14 protein-coding genes are annotated in these 17,725 nt (G+C 67.0%); 7 read left to right on the top strand and 7 right to left on the bottom strand.

Translation table 11 applies throughout. The annotated features are described in order from the left end of the window. Positions 1 to 214: 214 nt before the first annotated feature. The 5 genes from A5892_RS03540 to gshB form a co-directional block, all read right to left on the bottom strand. Entirely contained in the window at positions 215 to 2,356 is a 2,142-nt protein-coding gene (locus tag A5892_RS03540; protein WP_064121625.1) for a PhoX family protein, read from the bottom strand. A gap of 175 nt (positions 2,357 to 2,531) precedes the next feature. Next, the gene (gene ruvX, locus A5892_RS03535; protein ID WP_064124281.1) at positions 2,532 to 2,945 is read right to left on the bottom strand and encodes a Holliday junction resolvase RuvX; all 414 of its coding nucleotides are present in this window, start codon (positions 2,943 to 2,945) and stop codon (positions 2,532 to 2,534) included. A 79-nt stretch (positions 2,946 to 3,024) separates the two neighbouring features. Then, the gene (locus A5892_RS03530) at positions 3,025 to 3,582 is read right to left on the bottom strand and encodes a YqgE/AlgH family protein (protein WP_064121624.1); all 558 of its coding nucleotides are present in this window, start codon (positions 3,580 to 3,582) and stop codon (positions 3,025 to 3,027) included. Positions 3,583 to 3,597: 15 nt separating this feature from the next. Beyond that, a complete protein-coding gene (locus tag A5892_RS03525; protein ID WP_064121623.1) occupies positions 3,598 to 4,608 on the bottom strand; it encodes an energy transducer TonB in 1,011 nt (336 codons plus the stop codon). After that, positions 4,583 to 5,536 (bottom strand): glutathione synthase, encoded by a 954-nt coding sequence (gene gshB / locus A5892_RS03520; protein WP_064121622.1) that lies wholly within the window; start codon positions 5,534 to 5,536, stop codon positions 4,583 to 4,585. Before gshB ends, A5892_RS03525 begins: the two co-directional genes overlap by 26 nt. Before the next feature lie 210 nt (positions 5,537 to 5,746). Between gshB and A5892_RS03515 the strand changes: the two genes are divergently transcribed. Continuing rightward, on the top strand, positions 5,747 to 7,921 hold the full coding sequence (locus tag A5892_RS03515; protein WP_150123469.1) for a mechanosensitive ion channel domain-containing protein: 2,175 nt from the start codon (positions 5,747 to 5,749) through the stop codon (positions 7,919 to 7,921). 9 nt (positions 7,922 to 7,930) lie between these two features. On the opposite strand, the gene poxB is transcribed toward A5892_RS03515, so the two are convergent. Together poxB and A5892_RS03505 are read right to left on the bottom strand one after the other, a co-directional pair. Further along, a complete protein-coding gene (gene poxB / locus A5892_RS03510) occupies positions 7,931 to 9,661 on the bottom strand; it encodes a ubiquinone-dependent pyruvate dehydrogenase (protein ID WP_064121620.1) in 1,731 nt (576 codons plus the stop codon). Positions 9,662 to 9,763: 102 nt separating this feature from the next. Next, positions 9,764 to 11,845, bottom strand: coding sequence for a prolyl oligopeptidase family serine peptidase (locus A5892_RS03505; RefSeq protein ID WP_082890245.1), 2,082 nt, complete (start codon positions 11,843 to 11,845; stop codon positions 9,764 to 9,766). Between the two features lie 169 nt (positions 11,846 to 12,014). On the opposite strand from A5892_RS03505, the gene A5892_RS03500 reads away from it, so the two are divergent. The 6 genes from A5892_RS03500 to A5892_RS03475 all read left to right on the top strand — a co-directional run bounded on the left by A5892_RS03500 (position 12,015) and on the right by A5892_RS03475 (position 17,602). Then, positions 12,015 to 12,545: a flavin reductase family protein gene (locus tag A5892_RS03500; RefSeq protein ID WP_064121619.1), complete on the top strand. Its 531-nt coding sequence runs from the start codon at positions 12,015 to 12,017 to the stop codon at positions 12,543 to 12,545. 80 nt (positions 12,546 to 12,625) lie between these two features. Then, on the top strand, positions 12,626 to 14,077 hold the full coding sequence (locus A5892_RS03495) for a 4-hydroxyphenylacetate 3-hydroxylase family protein (protein WP_064121618.1): 1,452 nt from the start codon (positions 12,626 to 12,628) through the stop codon (positions 14,075 to 14,077). 249 nt (positions 14,078 to 14,326) lie between these two features. Continuing rightward, entirely contained in the window at positions 14,327 to 14,764 is a 438-nt protein-coding gene (locus tag A5892_RS03490; RefSeq protein ID WP_064121617.1) for a RidA family protein, read from the top strand. Further along, on the top strand, positions 14,761 to 15,432 hold the full coding sequence (locus tag A5892_RS03485) for a DUF1028 domain-containing protein (RefSeq protein ID WP_064121616.1): 672 nt from the start codon (positions 14,761 to 14,763) through the stop codon (positions 15,430 to 15,432). The genes A5892_RS03490 and A5892_RS03485 overlap by 4 nt, the downstream gene beginning before the upstream one ends. A gap of 34 nt (positions 15,433 to 15,466) precedes the next feature. After that, the gene (argE, locus tag A5892_RS03480) at positions 15,467 to 16,615 is read left to right on the top strand and encodes an acetylornithine deacetylase (RefSeq protein ID WP_064121615.1); all 1,149 of its coding nucleotides are present in this window, start codon (positions 15,467 to 15,469) and stop codon (positions 16,613 to 16,615) included. A gap of 54 nt (positions 16,616 to 16,669) precedes the next feature. Further along, complete coding sequence (locus A5892_RS03475) at positions 16,670 to 17,602, top strand: LysR family transcriptional regulator (RefSeq protein ID WP_064121614.1); 933 nt, start codon at positions 16,670 to 16,672, stop codon at positions 17,600 to 17,602. Positions 17,603 to 17,725: the final 123 nt, after the last annotated feature.

Below are 17,725 nucleotides of genomic sequence, written 5' to 3'. Positions count from 1 at the left end.
ACAATCGAATCAATGACGATCGATAGAGGGATGGTGTTCGGCAATATGCTCATCACCCACGGCATATCCATTAAAATAAAATAAGCATGATAATGAGCCCCTATCTTCGCCGGCTCATTATCATGCTTTGATTGAATTAAAACGCATTCGCTCGAATGAAGCGCAGGGAGACGCGGCGGATCCAATAACGGCCAGCCGCGTCTGCGATTGCGCCTCAGGCTTCGCCGATACGTCCACCATCGCGGCGTTGAATCACCACGGTCGAGGAGCGCGGGCGAACCTGGGCGCTCGGCGCGAGGGTCGCGTCGGCGCTATCGTAGGCGGGCCAATTGCCAGGGTGCTGGACGTTGATGAACAGCGCGGTGCGATCGGGCGTGGCGAATATCCCGGTCACCTCGGCCTGGTTGGGCACGATGGCGAAGCGCTTGAGCTCGGCCTGGTTGGAGGGGTCGACCACCGAGGCCGCACCCTCGCGGCGCGACAGCGCCCCGGGCACCACTGCCAGCACTTGGTCGTTGACCATCTCCGCCACCGCGTTGTCGCGCCCCTTGTCGATGCCATTGTCGGTCTGGATCCAAAGGATGCCCTCGCCCTCTCCACGCTGGTCGTACCATAGCCCGTCGGGACTGGCGAAGGCGTTGGCGTCGTCGAGTCCGGAGCGATTGTCCGCCGCTTCACCCGGCGCCGCGCCGAAGACGAAGATTTCCCAGTCGAAGCGCTCGTGCTCACCGTCGCGCTCGACCCAGCGGATCACCTGGCCATAGTCATTGTCCGGACGTGGATTGGCGGCGTTGACCGGTGCAGTGGCGTAGCCCACGCCAGGCGTGCCGATCGATTCGCCCTCCTGGGTGAAGCGTGCGGCGCTATCGGCCTCGGTACGCTTCGAGTTGTTGGTCAGCGACATGTAGACCTCACCGCTCGACGGATCGACCGTGCCCCACTCGGGGCGGTCCATCGGTGTGGCGCCCAGCAGGTCGGCCGCATCGCAGGTGTTGACGATGATCCCGGCCAGATCGCCGTAGATCTCGCCAAGCGTGCGCCCCTGTTCCGGCACCGGGGTATCCTCCGCCAGCGGCAGCCATTCGCCGCTGCCGTCCTCATCGAAGCGGGCGACGTAGAGGGTGCCGTGGTCCATGTACTTGGCCCCGATCGCCTGGCGATCGTAACGCTCGCCGGGACGGTTGGCATCGCTCGGGTCCCAGGGCGCGCGGGAGACGAACTTGTAGATGTACTCGTTGCGCGCGTCGTGGCCGGTGTAGAACACCACCGGCTGCCCCGCGACCAGCTTGCCCGGCCAGCAGCCCTCGTGGCGAAAGCGCCCAAGCGCGGTGCGCTTGTAGATCGGCCGCTCGGGGTCATAGGGGTCGATCTCGACCACATAGCCATAGGTGCGCGCTTCATTGCGGTAGTCTCCGCGAGGATCATCACCGCGCGGGGTATTGTCGAAGCGCTCGAACTCGCCATCGACGCCGCCCTCGACCGTCTCCCACCCATAGATCGAGCGGGACTCGGCGAGCCCGAGCCGCAGCTGGTCGGGATCCTGCTCCGCACGGTTGACGAAGATCTCCGACCAGTTCTCCTCGCAGGTCAGGTAGGTACCCCAGGGGGTGTAGCCACAGGCACAGTTATTGTTGGTGCCGCGGGTCTGGGTGCCTTGCGGTGAGTAAGCGGTCACTGCATGTCGGGAGCCGCGCAGCGGCCCGGCGAGCAGCATCGGCGTCGCGGTGGTGATGCGGCGGTTGCGAGGATCATCGAGCACTGGCGCCCAATGGCCCTGCTCATCCCGGCGTACCCTTACCACGCAGACGCCGTGGGCGTTGATCTCGGTACGCGCCTCATCCAGCGGCCGTGCGCCCTGCTTCGCGTTGGTCGGCCCACCGCGCGCCGCCCAAAGCGCGGACTGGTCGAGATATTCATGGTTGAGCACCAGCAGGAAGTCGTCGGAGCTATCCGCGCCATCGAGGGCGAAGTGGTACATGCCGTCGTGGTGCATGCCGGTGCTCGCCGCCTGGAAGTCAGGCGTCGGGTCGAGGTCGGGATGCCATTGCGCCATCCCCGATACCAGCGGCGTGCCCCAAGGGATCAGGACCTGCGCGACATAGCCCTCCGGCACGACCACCGCGTCGGTCATGCGCGGCGCCAGCGAAGCGAAACCGAGGCTGAGCGGTGCTCGCGCGGCGCCGTCCGCGGCACGGCTCGCTCCCGGCCAGCCAAAGCCACCCAGCATGGTCGCGGCAGCGAGCCCCAGGCCACCGCACATCACCGAGCGGCGTGACAGACGGCGTTCGACGATCGCGGCGAAAGGCAGGTTGCCACTGCGGTTGTGGATACGATGGTCTTCGACTTCCTTGCTCACGGTCGGCTCCTGCAAGTTGATTGTCGATTATCCGCGCGCGACTCAACCGCGCACGTTGCCAGCGCCTCGGGCCTCATTCCCGAGTGCGGCACCCATCATCCACGTGGCTTTTTACAGGCAGGTGACAAAACCCGGCGCCTGCGTCGAACCGGCGCGAGGAGAAAACTGCGCAGGGCTAACCGTGCGGCGGGGAGGTAGTGAAGAAGCTGGAGAGGATCAACTCGGCGGCGACCCCGTCGACACCGTCGTCGCGATAGCTGGCGCTGCGACGGCCACGCTCGCGGGCGAGGGTCTTGGCCGCCCGGGTGGTGCCGCGCTCATCGGTGAACTCGACCGGACGCGCGTAGCGCCCATACAGCCGGTTGCCGAACTTGCGCGCGCGCCGGCTCATCTCGGACTCGCTGCCATCCATGTTGAGCGGCAAACCGACCACGAACAGGTCCGGGCGCCACTCATCGACCAGGTCGGTGACCAGGCGCCAGTCGGGCACACCGTCACGCGCGCTCAGCGGTGCCAGCGCGCTGGTCGAGCCGAGCAGCTCCTGGCCGACCGCGACGCCGATCCGCCGAGTGCCGAAGTCGAACGCCATCACCAGCCGCTCGCCAGGGGCACGGCTGGGCTTCTCGGCGCGCAGCAGCGCGATCCGCGGGTCGAGCAGCGCTGGGTCCTCAGCCATGGCCGGCGGCCACGCTGAGCAAGCGTAGATCGACCCCAAGCAGTCCAGCGGCGGCCTCGCGGCGAGACTCGATCGGGGTTTCGAAAAGCACCGAATCCTGCGCCTCGACGGTGAGCCAGGCGTTGGCCTTGAGCTCGTCGGTGAGCTGGCCGACCTGCCAGCCGGCGCAGCCGAGCAGCACCATGAAACGCTCCGGTCCACGGCCGGCGGCGATAGCACGGAGCATGTCCATCGAGGTGGTCAGCGCGATCTCTTCGCTGACCTGCAGGCTCGAATCCCAATCGCTGGCCGAACCTTGATGGAGGATGAAGCCGCGGTCGGTATGCACCGGACCGCCGAACATCACCGGCCGCTCGGCATCGCGCAGGGTCTCGACCTCCAGGTCGAGCTGCTCGAGCAGTCCGCCCAGGCTCAGCTTGAGCGGGCGATTGACGATCACCCCGAGCACGCCCTTGGCATCGTCATCGCAGACATAGGTGAGCGTACCGGCGAAATTCTCATCGAGGAGCTGAGGCATCGCCAGGAGAAAGTGGTTGCGCAAGCCGTGCATGAAGCTTCCAGGGCGTCATCGGACGCCAAAAAGTGAACCTTGGCCAATCAGCCAGCTACGAGTGAAGCTGAGTTCATTGCGATTACCCAGCTCGCGGTCGAAGGGTCGGAAGGACCCCGACGCCCGCACGATGTCGAGCGCGATCCGATCGAGCTCGGGTTTCCCTGAGGATTGTACCACCCGCAGGTCGCGCAGCCCGCCATCCCGCCCGACGGTGACGCTGATCACCAACCGGCCGTCGAGCCCGGGCGGTATACGGCCGACGCTATCGATGTAGCGCTGCGTCGCCCTGGTCCAATCGGCGATGTAGCGCGCCTCGGCGGAGCGCTCGGCACTGCTCGACGCCCCCCTGGCGAAGCGATCGGCGGTGGCATTCCATCCGCTGGCGTAGCCCTGCTGGGTCGCCTGCCGGATCAGCTCGCGCGCGCTCGGCGGCGGCGACGATGCCGTAGCGTCCGAGCGCTCGGCGCCTTGAGTCTGCTGGGGTGCTTCGCGGCGCGCTCGCGCCTCGGCCTCCGCGCGGGCCTGGGCTCGGGCCTGCGCTTGCGCCTCTGCCCGGGCTTGCGCCTCTGCCCGGGCTTGCGCCTCTGCCTGCGCCTGCGCCTCTGCCCGGGCAGCGGCTTCGGCCTGCGCCCGGGCCGCCGCGGCCGCCTGCTCCTGCACGAGACGTTCGACGCCACCGATATCGACCGAAGGCGCCGCCGGCATTTGGGTCAGCGAGACACGATAGACCGGGCCCCCCTCGGTCTCGACCGGCTCTTGCTGATCGGGCCGGTCGAGCAGCCAAAGGCCCAACAGGTGCAAGCCGACCACCACCGCCAGCAGCCCGAAAAGCCCTCGGCGCGAACCGGACGAGGACGCACCAGCCGAGCCGCCTTCGTCGTCTCGGTGGTCGAGCTCGACCGCAACCTCGGGCTCGTCGATATCGACGCGAAGACCGGAGCACAGCGGTACGTCCTCGGCCTCGGGGGGCGAGGGCACCAGGCTGACCAGGGTGGGTTCAGGAGAAGCGCTGATCGATTGCATCCATCAATAGCCCGGCGATGTCGGTGCCCTTCTGGTCATCGATTTCGCGCACGCAGGTGGGGCTGGTGACGTTGATTTCAGTGATGTAGTCGCCGATCACGTCGAGGCCGACGAAGATCAGCCCCTGCTCCACGATCGACGCCTTGACCTGATCGACCAGCCAGTAGTCACGATCGGTCAGCTCGCGGGCCACCCCGCGTCCGCCTGCGGCCAGGTTGCCGCGCACCTCGCCGGCGCTGGGAATTCGCGCCAGTCCGAACGGCACCGGCTCGCCATCGATCAGCAGGATACGAGTGTCTCCGTCACGAATTTCCGGGATGTAGCGCTGGGCCATGATCTGTCGACTGCCGCGCAGGGTCAGCTGCTCGATCACCGAACCGAGATTCCGCCCGTCCGGGCCGATGTGGAAGATCCCGCTGCCGCCCATGCCATCGAGGGGCTTGAGGATCACATCGCCATGCTCGGCCTGGAAGGCTCGCAGCACCTTGTCGTCGCAGGAGACCACGCTCGGCGGCAGGCACTCGGGAAAGCGCTGGGCATAGAGTTTCTCGTTGCACTCGCGCAGCGCGCGGGTGGGATTGACCACCAGCACCCCCTCGCGTTCAGCAAAGCCGAGCAGATGGGTGGCATTGAGGAATTCGTGATCGACCGGCGGATCCTTGCGCATCAGGATCACATCGAGATCGGCGAGCGGCCGCGCCTCGCGCGCGCCGAGGTCGAACCAGTGCGAGGGGTCGCGATGAACCTCGAGCGGACGCATCAGCCCATAGGCCCGCCCACCGTCGAGGTAGAGATCCGGCTGCTCCATGTAGTGGAGCTCCCAGCCGCGCGCGCTCGCCGCCCACAGCATCGCCAGCGAAGTATCCTTTTTGTAGCTGATCTCGGTGATGGGATCCATCACCACGCCGACCTTGAGCGTACGTTTCATGCCAACCTCTCGAAATATTCCTGTAGCGATGAGCCTCACAGGGTAAGCGAGCGCTCACAACCGGTGCCATGCCGGCACGACGATGAATGGCGCAAGTATGGGGGATTCACCCAGCCCCGACCAGTCGGCGCAGGATAGAGAAACAAAAACGCCCGCGCCTGTCCTATGCTGGACCACGCTCCCGTCGCCGACTGATGCCGAGGTCCATCGATGCGCTTGTCCGTCTCGCCCCGTAGTTTGCTTCTTGGTTGGTCATGGCTGTGCCTCGCCCTGGCACTCACCGCCGCCGCCCCGGCCAGCGCCCAGCAGAGCGGGACATCCGCCGAGGCGGCACCGCTCACCCAACTGCTCGAGGTGCTGCGCGATGACCAGCAGCGCGCCACCCTGGTCGAGGCGCTAGAGCGCGCCCAGGCCGCGCCCGACGAGGCGACGCCGGCCTCGGGCGAGGCCCAGGAGAGCGCCGCCGGCGATGCCGAGACGCCCCAGGACGGCGTGGTCCAGGGCGGCGTGCTCGGCGCGCTGACCTCGACACTGGATTCGTTGCAGCAGAATCTCGGCGAAGGCAACGAAGTGGTCAGCGACTGGCAATATCACCTGGGTCGCGCCTCCCAGCAGCTCTCCGAGCTCGGCCACAGGGTCGGCCAGAGCCCTCTGCAAGTAAGTACTCGCTTCTCCTACACGATTATCTTCTGGGCGATTTCGATGCTCGCGGCCTGTTGGTTGGGCGCGTGGATCGCAGCGCGCCTCTCACGCTGGGCTTGGTTCTCCACCCATCGCCGCGCACGGGATATCGTCGAGCACTGGCTGCGGGTACCGCTGCCGGCGATCACCGCCTTCTTGCTCACCCTCGCCGCGACTTCCGGCTTCGGCGCCGATTCGCCGGGACGAATGCTGGCGCTCGGGATCGCCTATGCGGTGAACACCGGCACGGTGTTCGCCACCCTATGGATGTCGCTTGCGATCCTCGCCCGTGGCAGCCATCGCAAGCGCGCGGTGGAGATACTGCGCCGCCGCGCCTTCATTCCTCTCGCCGCCCTTGCCGCCTTCGGCTCGTTCGCCGAGGCGCTGCTCAACTCGCCACTCACGGCGCTGCTCGGTTACTCGCTCGCCTACCTGCTGGCGACGCTGTGCGGCGCGATCGCAACGATTATCCTGGCGGTGTTCGCCGTGATGTTCCGCCGCCCGATCGGCCAGCTCATCCACCATCGCGGCCTGGCCCATCGCCAGCGGCTGCCGCCCAGCGTACGAGAGAGCCTGAGGCTCTTCTCGGCGATCTGGTTCCTGCCGGTGCTGCTGATGTGCCTGGTCTCGCTCTATCAGCTGCTGATCGGCAGCGTCGACAACCACCAGGCGATGAACCGGATGATCGCCAGCACGCTGCTGCTGATCGGCACGCTGCTGGTCATGGCGCTGCTCCACCAACTGGTCGCGCCGCCCGACCTCGCCCCGCGCGAGCGGATGGGCACGAGGATGCGCAGGCTCGCCGCCAATGCGCTGCAGATAGCGCTGCTGGCAGTGGCGGCAGAGCTGATGACCCAGATATGGGGCGGCTCGATCTATGGGCTGATTCGCGATACCGACGCCGGGCAGATGTTCGGCGGCGCGGTGTTCGGCATCGCCACGGTGCTGCTGGTGACACTGGCCGCCTGGATCGTGATCGACGCGGCGATCGCCAGCGCACTGGCTCCTCCTTCCGGGCGACGCCACGCCCAGCCAAGCCTAAGGGTTCGCACCATCCTGCCGCTGCTGCGCAATGCGGCGAAGATCGTGCTCTGCGTGATCGCGGTGATCACCGTGCTCGGCAACGTCGGCATCAACATCGCACCGCTGCTCGCCGGTGCCGGGGTGGTGGGCCTGGCGATCGGCTTCGGCTCCCAGACCCTGGTCCAGGATGTGATCACCGGGATCTTCAATATCCTCGAAGACACCATGGCGATCGGCGACTGGGTCGAGATCGACGGCCGCGCCGGCACGGTCGAGGGCATGACCATCCGCACGCTCAAGCTGCGCGACGGCAACGGGGCGCTGTTCTCGATCCCGTTCAGTCAGGTCAAGGCGGTGAAGAACACCTCGCGCCAGTTCGCCTTCGCCCCGGTGGACCTGCGCTTCACCCTCGACAGCGATATCGACCACGCGCTCGAACTGGTCCGCCAGGCTGCCGACCAGACCCAGCAGGACCCGACGCTGCGCGGTGCGCTGCTGGGCCACTACGAGAACTGGGGATTGGAAAGGGTCAACGCCGAGGGTTACAACGTCGCCGGGCGCTTCCGCGCGACCACCGGGGGCGCGGCCAACGTGCGCCGCGCCTTCTATCTGCACCTCGCCCGACTGGTCGAGAATGCCGAGGCCGTCTCCTTCGCCCGCGGCTACGTGGGTGGACGCTGAACGCGCTGGTCAGCGCAGCAACGGTATGTTGTCGCGGGCGAGATCGATCAGCTCATCGCCGCGCCCGCTCATCACCGCGCGCAGCATGTAGAGGCTGAAACCCTTGGCCTGGGCGGCCTGGATCTTCGGCGGCAGCGATAGCTCCTGGGGCGCGGTGAGCACGTCGATGATCACCGGCCCGGGATGGGCGAACGCCTCCGCCAGCGCGCCATCGAGCTGGCTCGAAGCATCGACCCGGATGCCGCGGATACCCAGCGCCTCGGCCATCGCCGCGTAGTCGGTAGCGCCGAAGCGCGTGGTGTCGTCGATGTAGCCGGCCGCCTTCATCTCCATGGCGACGAAGCCGAGCAGCGAATTGTTGAACACCACCACCTTGACCGGGAGCCCTCGCTCCTTGAGCGAGATCACATCCCCCATCAGCATGCTCAGGCCCCCGTCGCCGGAAAGCGAGATCACCTGGCGATCGGGAAAGGCGGCCTGCATGCCCATCGCCTGGGGCATCGCAGTGGCCATCGAGCCATGGTTGAACGAGCCGGTCAGATGCCGTTTGCCGTTCATCTTCAGGTAGCGTGCCGCCCACACCGTCGGCGAGCCGACGTCGCAGGAGAACGCCGCGTCATCCGTGGCGAGGGCATCGATCCTGGCGGTGACGTACTGCGGATGCAGCGGCTGGCCATCGCGGGCCGGCGTCGCCAGGGCGTCGAGCCCGTCGCGGGATTTGCGGTAGTGGGCCAGCGCGGCGTCGAGGAAACGGCGATCGTCGCGTGTCTCGAGCCGTGGCAGCAACGAAAGCAGGGTGGCGCGAACGTCGCCGACCAGTCCCATCTTGAGCGGCGTGCGGCGTCCGAGGTGGTGAGGGCGGATATCGACCTGGATCACGTTGCCGTGGTCGGGGTAGAAATCGCGATAGGGGAAATTGGTGCCGAGCACCAGCAGGCAGTCGCACTCCTTGAGCGCCTTGTAGCCGGAGGCGAAGCCGATCAGCCCGGTCATGCCGACATCGAACGGATTGTCGTACTCGACCGCGTTCTTGCCCCGCAGCGCGTGGACCACCGGCGCCTTGAGCTTGTCCGCGAGTGCTACCACCTCGTCATGGGCGCCCATGCAGCCGTAGCCGCAGAGCATCGCGATCCGCTTCTGCTGGCCGAGATATTCGGCCAGCCGGTCGAGATGATCACCGTGGGGAACCACCAGCGGCGCGATCGGCGTGCTCCAGCTCGCATGCTTGACCGTCGCGGGCGAGAGCGCCACGTCGCCCGGGATCACCACCACCGAGACCGAGCGGTTGAGGATCGCACTGCGCATCGCGGTCTCGAGCACCCGTGGCAGTTGCTCGGGCTTGGAGATCAGGTGGCAATAGTCGCTGCACTCCTTGAACAGCGACTCAGGGTGGGTCTCCTGGAAGTAGCCGAGGCCGAGTTCGCTGGAGGGAATCTGGGCGGCGATCGCGAGCAGCGGCACCTTGGCGCGCTGGGCCTCGAACAGCCCGTTGATCAAATGCAGGTTGCCCGGCCCGCAGGAGCCGGCGCAGACGCCGAGCCCGCCGCTGATGTCCGCCTCGGCACCCGCGGCGAGCGCCGCCACCTCTTCATGGCGCACGCCGAGCCAATCGATCTGCTTGCTGTGGCGCAGGCTCTCGGTGAGTCCGTTGAGCGAGTCTCCCGGCAGCCCCCAGATGTGCCGGACCCCCGCTTGCTCAAGCGTCTCGACCAGAATGTCGGCGACGTTCCTCGTAGCCATGCAGCCTCCTCGTCCATGCTGAAAGACCCGCCGTCGAAACCAGCGACGGCTGGGCGATCCTCTCAGCGTAGACCCTCTGCACGGACGACGAGCGCTGAAACCTCAGTCGCGAGCGCGATCGTCGCCCATCAGCCGGCGCTCGAGGAAGCGCCACGCCAGCGCTTTGAGCCGCGCGCGCTGAGGTGCATCGGCGGCACCGCCATGGCCACCCTCGATGTTCTCGTAGTAGTGGACCTCGCAGCCCATCGCCGCCATCTTCGCCGCCATCTTGCGCGCATGGCCCGGGTGAACGCGGTCGTCGCGGGTCGAGGTGGTGAACAGCACCGCCGGATAGTCGGTGCCCTGATGCAGATTGTGATAGGGCGAGAAGCGATGGAGAAAATCGTCCCAGTCGCCGCTGTCGGGATCACCGTACTCGGCGATCCACGAGGCGCCGGCGAGCAGGCGGTGGTAGCGCTGCATGTCGAGCAGCGGCACCTCGCAAACCGCGCAGTCGAACAGCTCCGGATAGTGAGTCAGCATGTTGCCGACCAGCAGCCCGCCGTTGGAGCCGCCCTGGATGCCGAGTCTCGAAGGCACCGTGACGCCCTCCTCGACCAGCGCACGGGCGACCGCGGCGAAGTCCTCGAACGCCTTGTGCCGGTGCTGCTTGAGCGCCGCACGGTGCCAGTCGGGGCCGTATTCGCCGCCGCCGCGGATATTCGCGAACACCATCGCCCCGCCGCGCGAGAGCCAGGCCACTCCCGCCGCGGCCAGGTAGTGCGGGGTCAAAGAAATCTCGAAGCCCCCATAGCCGTAGAGCAGCGTCGGCAGCGGCTTGGTTTCACGTGAAACATCACGCGGCAGGACCAGGAAGTAAGGCACCCGGGTACCGTCGAGGCTCACCGCGAAACGCTGCTCGACGCGCATCCCGGCGGCGTCGAACTCTGCGACGCTGCGCTTGACCACCTCGATCTCCGGGTCGTCGATGCGCCCGCGCGCAAGGGTCGGCGGCAAGAGGAAATCGGTCACGCTGAGCAGGTACTCGTCGCTCTTCTCATCATCGAGCGGGCCGAACCCGAGCACCCCCTGGGGAGCACCGGCGAGCGCTCGAGGCGACCAGTCATCACCTTGTCCGGGGGTCAGCACCACCAGCCGCTGGCGAACGTGCTCGAGCAGTTCGAGCACCAGGTGGTGACGGGTCCAGGAAAACCCCTCCAGCGCCACCCCTGGGGAGGGAGTGAACAGCCGCACGAACGCCCGCGCGCCCTGCTTGAAGGCGAGATAATCGATCGCCAGCAGAGCGCCGCCGGGGTGGGTGACGCCATCCACCGTCCAGGCCTCGCGCGGCTGCACCAGGAGCCACTCGCGATGCACCGAAGCGTGGGCGTCCTCCGGCAGTTCGAGCACCAGCTCGCCACCATCCGGCAGCCGCTCGATCAGCCGTTGGCTATGAAACGAGGTGACCTGGAGCACGAAGTCGCGCTCGAAGCCGCGCGTCAGGTCGCGCCAGGCCACCGCCATCACATCGCCATGCTCGGCCTCGAACACCACCGGGGCGCTGGCGAGCGCGGTGCCGCGCTGCCAGAGCCGCACCTGGCGCGGATAGTTCGAGGCGGTCAGCGAGCCAGGGCCGAAGTCGGTGTAGGCATAGACCCGATCGAAGTCGATCCATGCGAGTCCGCCCTTGGACTCATCGCGATTGAAGCCGTCCTCGACCCAGCGCTTGTCGACGAGGTCGAACTCGCGGGTCACATCGGCGTCGGCGCCACCGCGCGACAGCGCCACCAAGGCGCGCCGCCACGGCTCACCGTCACGCTCGGGCGGCAGGCAGCGCGCACCGTGCCAGACCCACTGCTCGCCCTCCTGCCGGTTGAGCGCATCGACATCGATCAGCACCTCCCAGTCGGGCGTATCGCTCAAGTAGCTCGGCCACTGCGTGCGGCGCCAGACCCCGCGCGGGTGCTCGCTATCCTGCCAGAAGTTGTAGAACCACTGATCGCGGGCGACGACGTAGGGAATCCGCGAGTCGCGCTGTTCGATCTCGAGCAGCCGCCGGGCGAGCCGCTCGAACCCGGCGTCCTCGCCGAGCAGCGCGAAGGTCTCGCGGTTGCGTGCCTCGACCCAAGCCAGGGCATCCGGGGAGTCGACCTCCTCCAGCCAGCGCCAGGGATCGTGGTCCTGATCTGAGGTGGGTGCATTCATAGCGGCTTCCATCGTGGTGTGGGGCATGCCTACACCCTATCACGGAGCCAAAGGTTCCCCTCGGCCAGGCCGGCCCTGGATCGGCTTTTTCTATCTTGCCCCTTCGATAAGCATATTTTAGCGATCCAAGCGACGGCGCTAAGGTGAACGCTCCACCGAGGAGGCCACCATGTACAACACCAACTCAAAGCCTCGTCCGTCGCATGCCGCCGCACCACCCAGCGGCGATGCGTTCGTCCATGCGATGCGCTTCGCCGGCACCGGGGTGAGCCTGGTCACCACCGACGGTGAAGCAGGTCGTTTCGGCGCCACCGTCAGCGCGATGAGTTCGCTGTCGAAGGCCCCGCCGTCGCTGCTGGTCTGCCTGCTCAGCGAGAGCCGCACCGCACGTGCGATCCATGCCAACCGCCACTTCTGCGTCAATGTTCTCGCCGCTCACCAGGCAAGCCTCGCCCGCGGCTTCGCGTCGCTGCCATTGGAGCAGCGCTTCGCCACGGGTGTCTGGCACACCCTCGCCAGCGGCGCGCCGGTGCTCGAGCGCGCCGCCTCGTGCTTCGACTGCCGGCTGGCGCGCACCGTCGAGCATGGCACCCATACGATCTTCATCGGCGAAGTCGAGGCATTGACCACCTCGGGCGGCGCCGCGCTCTACTACCACGACGGGCGCTTCCACATCGCCGGTGACGTCGTCGAGGCCTGAACCCGCCACTTTCCCCTGGCCACTCCAGCCGTTCGCCCTCGGTCGAATGGCGCAAGCGCCGCCCATATTCGGAGACCAACATGATCAGGACCGGTGAGCAGTACCGTGAATCGATCCGCGACGGCCGCGAGGTCTACATTGATGGCAAGCGAGTCGAAGACGTCACCCGCCACCCGATGCTCAAGCCGCTGGTCGATATTCGCGCGCGGATCTACGACATGGCCCACGACCCCGCCACCCAGGAGACGATGACCTACCAGGACGAGGGTGGCGAACGCCATGCGATCGCGCTCAAGCTGCCCCATAGCCAGGACGACTGGCACGACAAGCGCCGCGCCACCGACGCGGTGCTCGACGACGTGGGCGGTATCGTCACCCGGGTCGGCGACGAGACCATCGGCGAGATGTGGTCGCTCTACGACGGCCAGGATGTGCTCAACGAGGTCGATCCACGCTTTTCGAGCAACATCCGCCGTCACATCCAACGTGCGATCGAGCTCGATCCGTTCCATGTCTCGGCCAACACGGATCCCAAGGGCGACCGCTCCAAGCGCCCCCAGGACCAGGACCCCGACATGCTGCTGAGGGTGGTCAAGGAGACCGACGCCGGGATCGTCGTTCGCGGCGCCAAGTACGAGACCGCCGCCGCCTACGCCAACCAGGCCTTCACCAAGCCGACCATCGCCAACTGGGGAGAGGCCGAGTACTCCGACTATGCGGTCGGCTTCGTCTGCGACCTCGGCAGCCCCAACCTCAAGATGATCTGCCGCACGGGCTTCGCCGGACGCGGCTCGATCGACGACTACCCGCTGTCGAACCGCTTCGACGAGGTCGATGCGCTGGTGATCTTCGACGACGTCCTGATCCCGTGGGAGAACGTGCTGTTCTACCGCCATACCCGTGCGGCCCAGTTCATCCGCGCGACCCTGCACCGCTACAGCGCCTTCGCCTTCGTCCAGCGCAACCTCAAGCTCGCCGATGCGATGATCGGCACCGCCCTGCACAACGTGCGCCAGACTGGTCTCGACGGCCAGCAGGCGGTGCAGGAGAAGCTCGCGCGGCTGGCCTGCTACCGCGAAGGGGTCAACGCCCACCTCAGCGCCTCGATCGCGCTGGCCGAGCCAAGCCCCGGGGGGCTGTTGATGCCCAACCAGAGCCTGCTCTACACCGGCCGGGTACTCGCCTGCTCGCAGCTCCACGAGATGATCCACATTACCCGCGAGCTGTGCGGTGGACAGATCTGCGTCACCCCTAACGCTGCGGATTTCGCCAATCCGGCCACCGCGCCGTGGCTCGACAAGTTCTACTCGGTCAACGAGCACTGGGTCGCCGATGACCGGCGCAGGCTCCTCGCCTACGCGCGTGACCTGCTCAATTCCGACTACGCCGGCCACCGGCTGACCTTCCAGCTGTTCGCCCAATCCCCGCCCTTCGCCCACCTCCAGGCGGTCTATCGCAACTTCGACTTCGCCGGCCCCCTGGACTTCGTCCGGCGCGCGGCCGGGCTCTCGGCACGGGTGAAGGGGCAGTGAGGGCGCTTGAGCCCATCCCGGGAAAGATTCGCCCGAGGACGGACGTGGGCGGTCGAAAAGTAAAAGCAGTGGCCATCGGGACTGGTTTTAATTTATTGATGGAAAAGCCCGGGTAAAGTGAATTTATTCCCCCTCCCCAAGCGGGTAAGTTCGAACGGCACGCGCTTTCTCGACGCAGCAGGAAGCGCGTCAGCTCATTGACGCTCCGTCATCTTCCAGATGACCAATCATCCATGGTGGACAAGACACATGCCCCAGCCGACCCATACTCGGATCCGGATGTTCAATACCCGCGAGACCTATCCCAACCAGACGCTGGACAACGACCTCTGCCAGGCGGTGCGCGCGGGCGATACCGTCTACGTGCGCGGCCAGGTCGGCACCGACTTCGAGGGCCGCCTGGTCGGCCTCGGCGACCCTCGCGCCCAGGCCGAACAAGCGATGAAGAACGTCAAGCAGCTGCTCGAAGAGGCGGGAAGCGATCTCTCCCATATCGTCAAGACCACCACCTACATCACCGACCCGCGCTTTCGCGAGCCGGTCTACCAGGAGGTCGGCAAGTGGCTCAAGGGGGTGTTCCCGATCTCGACCGGGCTGGTCATCGCAGGCCTCGCCCAGCCCGAGTGGCTGATGGAGATCGACGTGATCGCGGTGATTCCACGTGAGGGCGAGGGGACGGCGCCATGACCTTTTCGATCGCCGCGCGCTGCGCGCAAACCGGGGAGCTCGGCTGCGCGGTGGTGTCGTCGAGCATCTGCGTGACCAGCCGCTGCGCCTTCGTCTCACCGGACGGGGCGGTGCTGACCCAGAACGTCACCCAGCCGGCGCTCGGGATCCAGGCACTTGCGCTGCTGGCCGAGGGCCTCGACCCCCAGCGGGCGATAGAGCGCCTGCTGCAGGACGAGCCCTATCCACAGTGGCGACAGCTGTCGGTGATCGACGCGCACGGACGCAGCGCCGCATTCGATGGCGAGCGCGCGCTCGGGGTGGTCGGTCGCAGCATCGGCCAGGACTGCCTGGCCGCCGGCAACCTGCTCGCCGATGCGGGAGTGCCCCAAGCGATGGTCAACGCCTTCGAACGCTCGACCGGTGCGCTCGCCGAGCGGCTGGTGGTGGCGCTCGAAGCGGGGCTCGCCCACGGCGGCGAGGCGGGGCCCGTGCACTCGGCGGGAATCAAGGTCGCCCGGCCCGGCTATGCATGGCCTGTGGTCGACCTAAGGGTCGACTGGGGCGATGCGCCGATCGCGGGCGTGCGCGAGCTCTGGACGCGCTATGCGTTGGAGGTGGAAGATTACCTGACCCGCGCCAACGCTCCCGATGCCGCGCCGAGCTACGGCGTACCGGGAGATGACTGAGCGGCTCACAGCGAATAACCACAACGGAGCTTCCATGCAAAGCCGCGCCCTGCTCGAACGTTTGATCAGTTTTCCCACCGTCAGCCGCGACTCCAACCTCGCATTGATCGAGTTCGTTCGCGGCTATCTCGCCGAGTTCGGAATCGAAGCCGAACTGATCGAGAGCGACGACGGCCGCAAGGCCAACCTTTGGGCGACCATCGGTCCTGAGCACGTGGCTGGCGTGGTGCTCTCCGGCCACACCGACGTGGTGCCGGTCGACGGGCAGGACTGGAGCGTCGAGCCGTTCGAGATGAGCGAGCGCGACGGGCGTCTCTACGGGCGCGGCGCCTGCGATATGAAGGGCTATCTCGCCTGCGTGCTGGCAGCGGTGCCGAAGTTCCTCGAGGCGCCGCTGAGCCGGCCGATCCACCTCGCCTTCTCCTATGACGAAGAGGTCGGCTGTCTCGGCGTGCGCAGCTTGATCGAGGCGCTGGAGCGTCGCCCGGTCAAACCGATCGCCTGCATCATCGGCGAACCCACCGAGCTGCGCCCGGTGCTCGGCCACAAGGGCAAGCTCGGGGTGCGCTGCCGCGTCCACGGCGCCGCCTGCCACTCGGCCTATGCGCCGCGAGGAGTGAATGCGATCGAGTACGCGGCCAAGCTGATCCAGCGCCTCGGTGAGATCCAGACGCGACTCGCCGCGCCAGAGCGTCGCGACGAGCGCTTCGACCCGCCCTTCTCCACCGTGCAGACCGGTGTGATCGAAGGCGGCAACGCGCTCAACATCGTTCCCGCCGAGTGCCGCTTCGACTGGGAGGTGCGTGCGCTGCCGGGCTTCGATCCGCGCGAGGTCGAGGAGGAGCTGAAACGCTATGCCGACGACGAGCTGGTGCCTGCAATGCGCGCGGTGGCCGAACGGACCAGCATCGAGTTCGAACCGCTGCAGGCCTATCCCGGCCTCGGCACCGACGCCGACAGCCCGGTGGCGCGGCTGATCCAGACCCTCACCGGACGATCCGACTTCGGCACCGTGCCCTACGGCACCGAGGGCGGGCTGTTCGACCAGGCCGGCGTGCCGACGGTGGTCTGCGGCCCCGGCTGCATGGACCAGGGCCACAAACCCGACGAGTTCATCGAGATCCAACAGCTCGAGGCCTGCGACGCAATGTTCGAACGCCTCGCTCGACACCTCGCGAGCTGATCGTTTTGTGCCGCGCCCAGCGCGTGGCCCCTGCCCCTTCACCGCGGACTCGCCATGGCCCACGCCACGCTCAAGCAGCTGCGCTACTTCGTCGTCGCAGGCGAGCTCAAGAGTGTCACCCGCGCCGCTGAGCGGCTGCACGTTTCCCAGCCGTCGATCTCGGCGGCGATCGCCCATATCGAATCGATCGCGGGGGTGGCGCTGTTCGTCCGCCATCATGCCCAAGGGCTTTCGCTCACCGCCGCAGGCAGCCAGCTGCTCGCCCGCGCACGCGCCCTGCTGCAGGATGCCGACGGCGTGCTGCAGTTCGCGGTGTCACTCGGGGAAGAGATCGCCGGCCCGCTGCGAATGGCGGCCTTCCCGACGTTCGCCCCGGTGATCGTGCCGGGGTTGATGCGTGATTTTCTCGAACGCTACCCCAGGGTCTCGCCCCAGTGCGACGAGGGCCATCAGGTCGAAATCATCGATGGCCTGCACCGCGGCACCTACGAGCTCGCCTTCGCCTATGACCTGGCAGTGCCGGATGATCTGCGCTTCACTCCCCTCTACCTCCATCATCCCTATGCGGTGGTCGGGCTCGACCATCCTTTGGCCTGTCGCGAGCAGGTATCGCTTGCGGAGCTCGCCGGGCACGATATGGTACTGCTCGATTGGCCGCTGAGCCGTGACTACTTCCTTGGTCTCTTCGCCGCGGAAGGCTGCACGCCCAGGGTCGCCCATCGCGCCACCTCGCTCGGCATGGCGCGCGGCCTGGTCGCCCACGGCTTCGGCTTCTCACTGTTCAACGTGCCGCTCGGCAGCGACGTCGCCTTCGATGGCCGGCGGCTGCGCGCGGTGCCGCTGGTGGAGGCGGCCCGCCCGCTGCGCATAGGCATCGCCACGCTCGACGGCATTCGTCTCGCCCCCGCCGCCGAGGCGATGCGCCGCTTCGCGCTCGAACGTGCCGAGCGCAGTGGAATGGCGAACGGCATATCGGGGCTGGATTGACCACGCCGCCGGGGTTGGATCAGTAAATCCGCCTTACTGGTTCAAGACAAAATATCTCGATCACCCCGCCGCGCGATTGGCGCGTGCCGCTGCACCGTATAGGCTGAAATCAGCTTCACGGCG

This window comes from Halotalea alkalilenta (genome assembly GCF_001648175.1).
GTDB lineage: Bacteria > Pseudomonadota > Gammaproteobacteria > Pseudomonadales > Halomonadaceae > Halotalea > Halotalea alkalilenta_A.
This window is presented reverse-complemented; position numbering and strand designations above follow the sequence as displayed.

Excerpts from the sequence above, each read along its gene's own strand:
- ruvX (WP_064124281.1), bottom strand. The coding sequence starts at position 2,945 with ATGGCGTTCGACTTCGGCACTCGGCGGATCGGCGTCGCGGTCGGCCAG.
- A5892_RS03530 (WP_064121624.1), bottom strand. The coding sequence starts at position 3,582 with ATGCACGGCTTGCGCAACCACTTTCTCCTGGCGATGCCTCAGCTCCTC.
- A5892_RS03525 (WP_064121623.1), bottom strand. The coding sequence starts at position 4,608 with ATGCAATCGATCAGCGCTTCTCCTGAACCCACCCTGGTCAGCCTGGTG.
- gshB (WP_064121622.1), bottom strand. The coding sequence starts at position 5,536 with ATGAAACGTACGCTCAAGGTCGGCGTGGTGATGGATCCCATCACCGAG.
- A5892_RS03515 (WP_150123469.1), top strand. The coding sequence starts at position 5,747 with ATGCGCTTGTCCGTCTCGCCCCGTAGTTTGCTTCTTGGTTGGTCATGG.
- poxB (WP_064121620.1), bottom strand. The coding sequence starts at position 9,661 with ATGGCTACGAGGAACGTCGCCGACATTCTGGTCGAGACGCTTGAGCAA.
- A5892_RS03505 (WP_082890245.1), bottom strand. The coding sequence starts at position 11,845 with ATGAATGCACCCACCTCAGATCAGGACCACGATCCCTGGCGCTGGCTG.
- A5892_RS03500 (WP_064121619.1), top strand. The coding sequence starts at position 12,015 with ATGTACAACACCAACTCAAAGCCTCGTCCGTCGCATGCCGCCGCACCA.
- A5892_RS03495 (WP_064121618.1), top strand. The coding sequence starts at position 12,626 with ATGATCAGGACCGGTGAGCAGTACCGTGAATCGATCCGCGACGGCCGC.
- A5892_RS03490 (WP_064121617.1), top strand. The coding sequence starts at position 14,327 with ATGCCCCAGCCGACCCATACTCGGATCCGGATGTTCAATACCCGCGAG.
- A5892_RS03485 (WP_064121616.1), top strand. The coding sequence starts at position 14,761 with ATGACCTTTTCGATCGCCGCGCGCTGCGCGCAAACCGGGGAGCTCGGC.
- argE (WP_064121615.1), top strand. The coding sequence starts at position 15,467 with ATGCAAAGCCGCGCCCTGCTCGAACGTTTGATCAGTTTTCCCACCGTC.
- A5892_RS03475 (WP_064121614.1), top strand. The coding sequence starts at position 16,670 with ATGGCCCACGCCACGCTCAAGCAGCTGCGCTACTTCGTCGTCGCAGGC.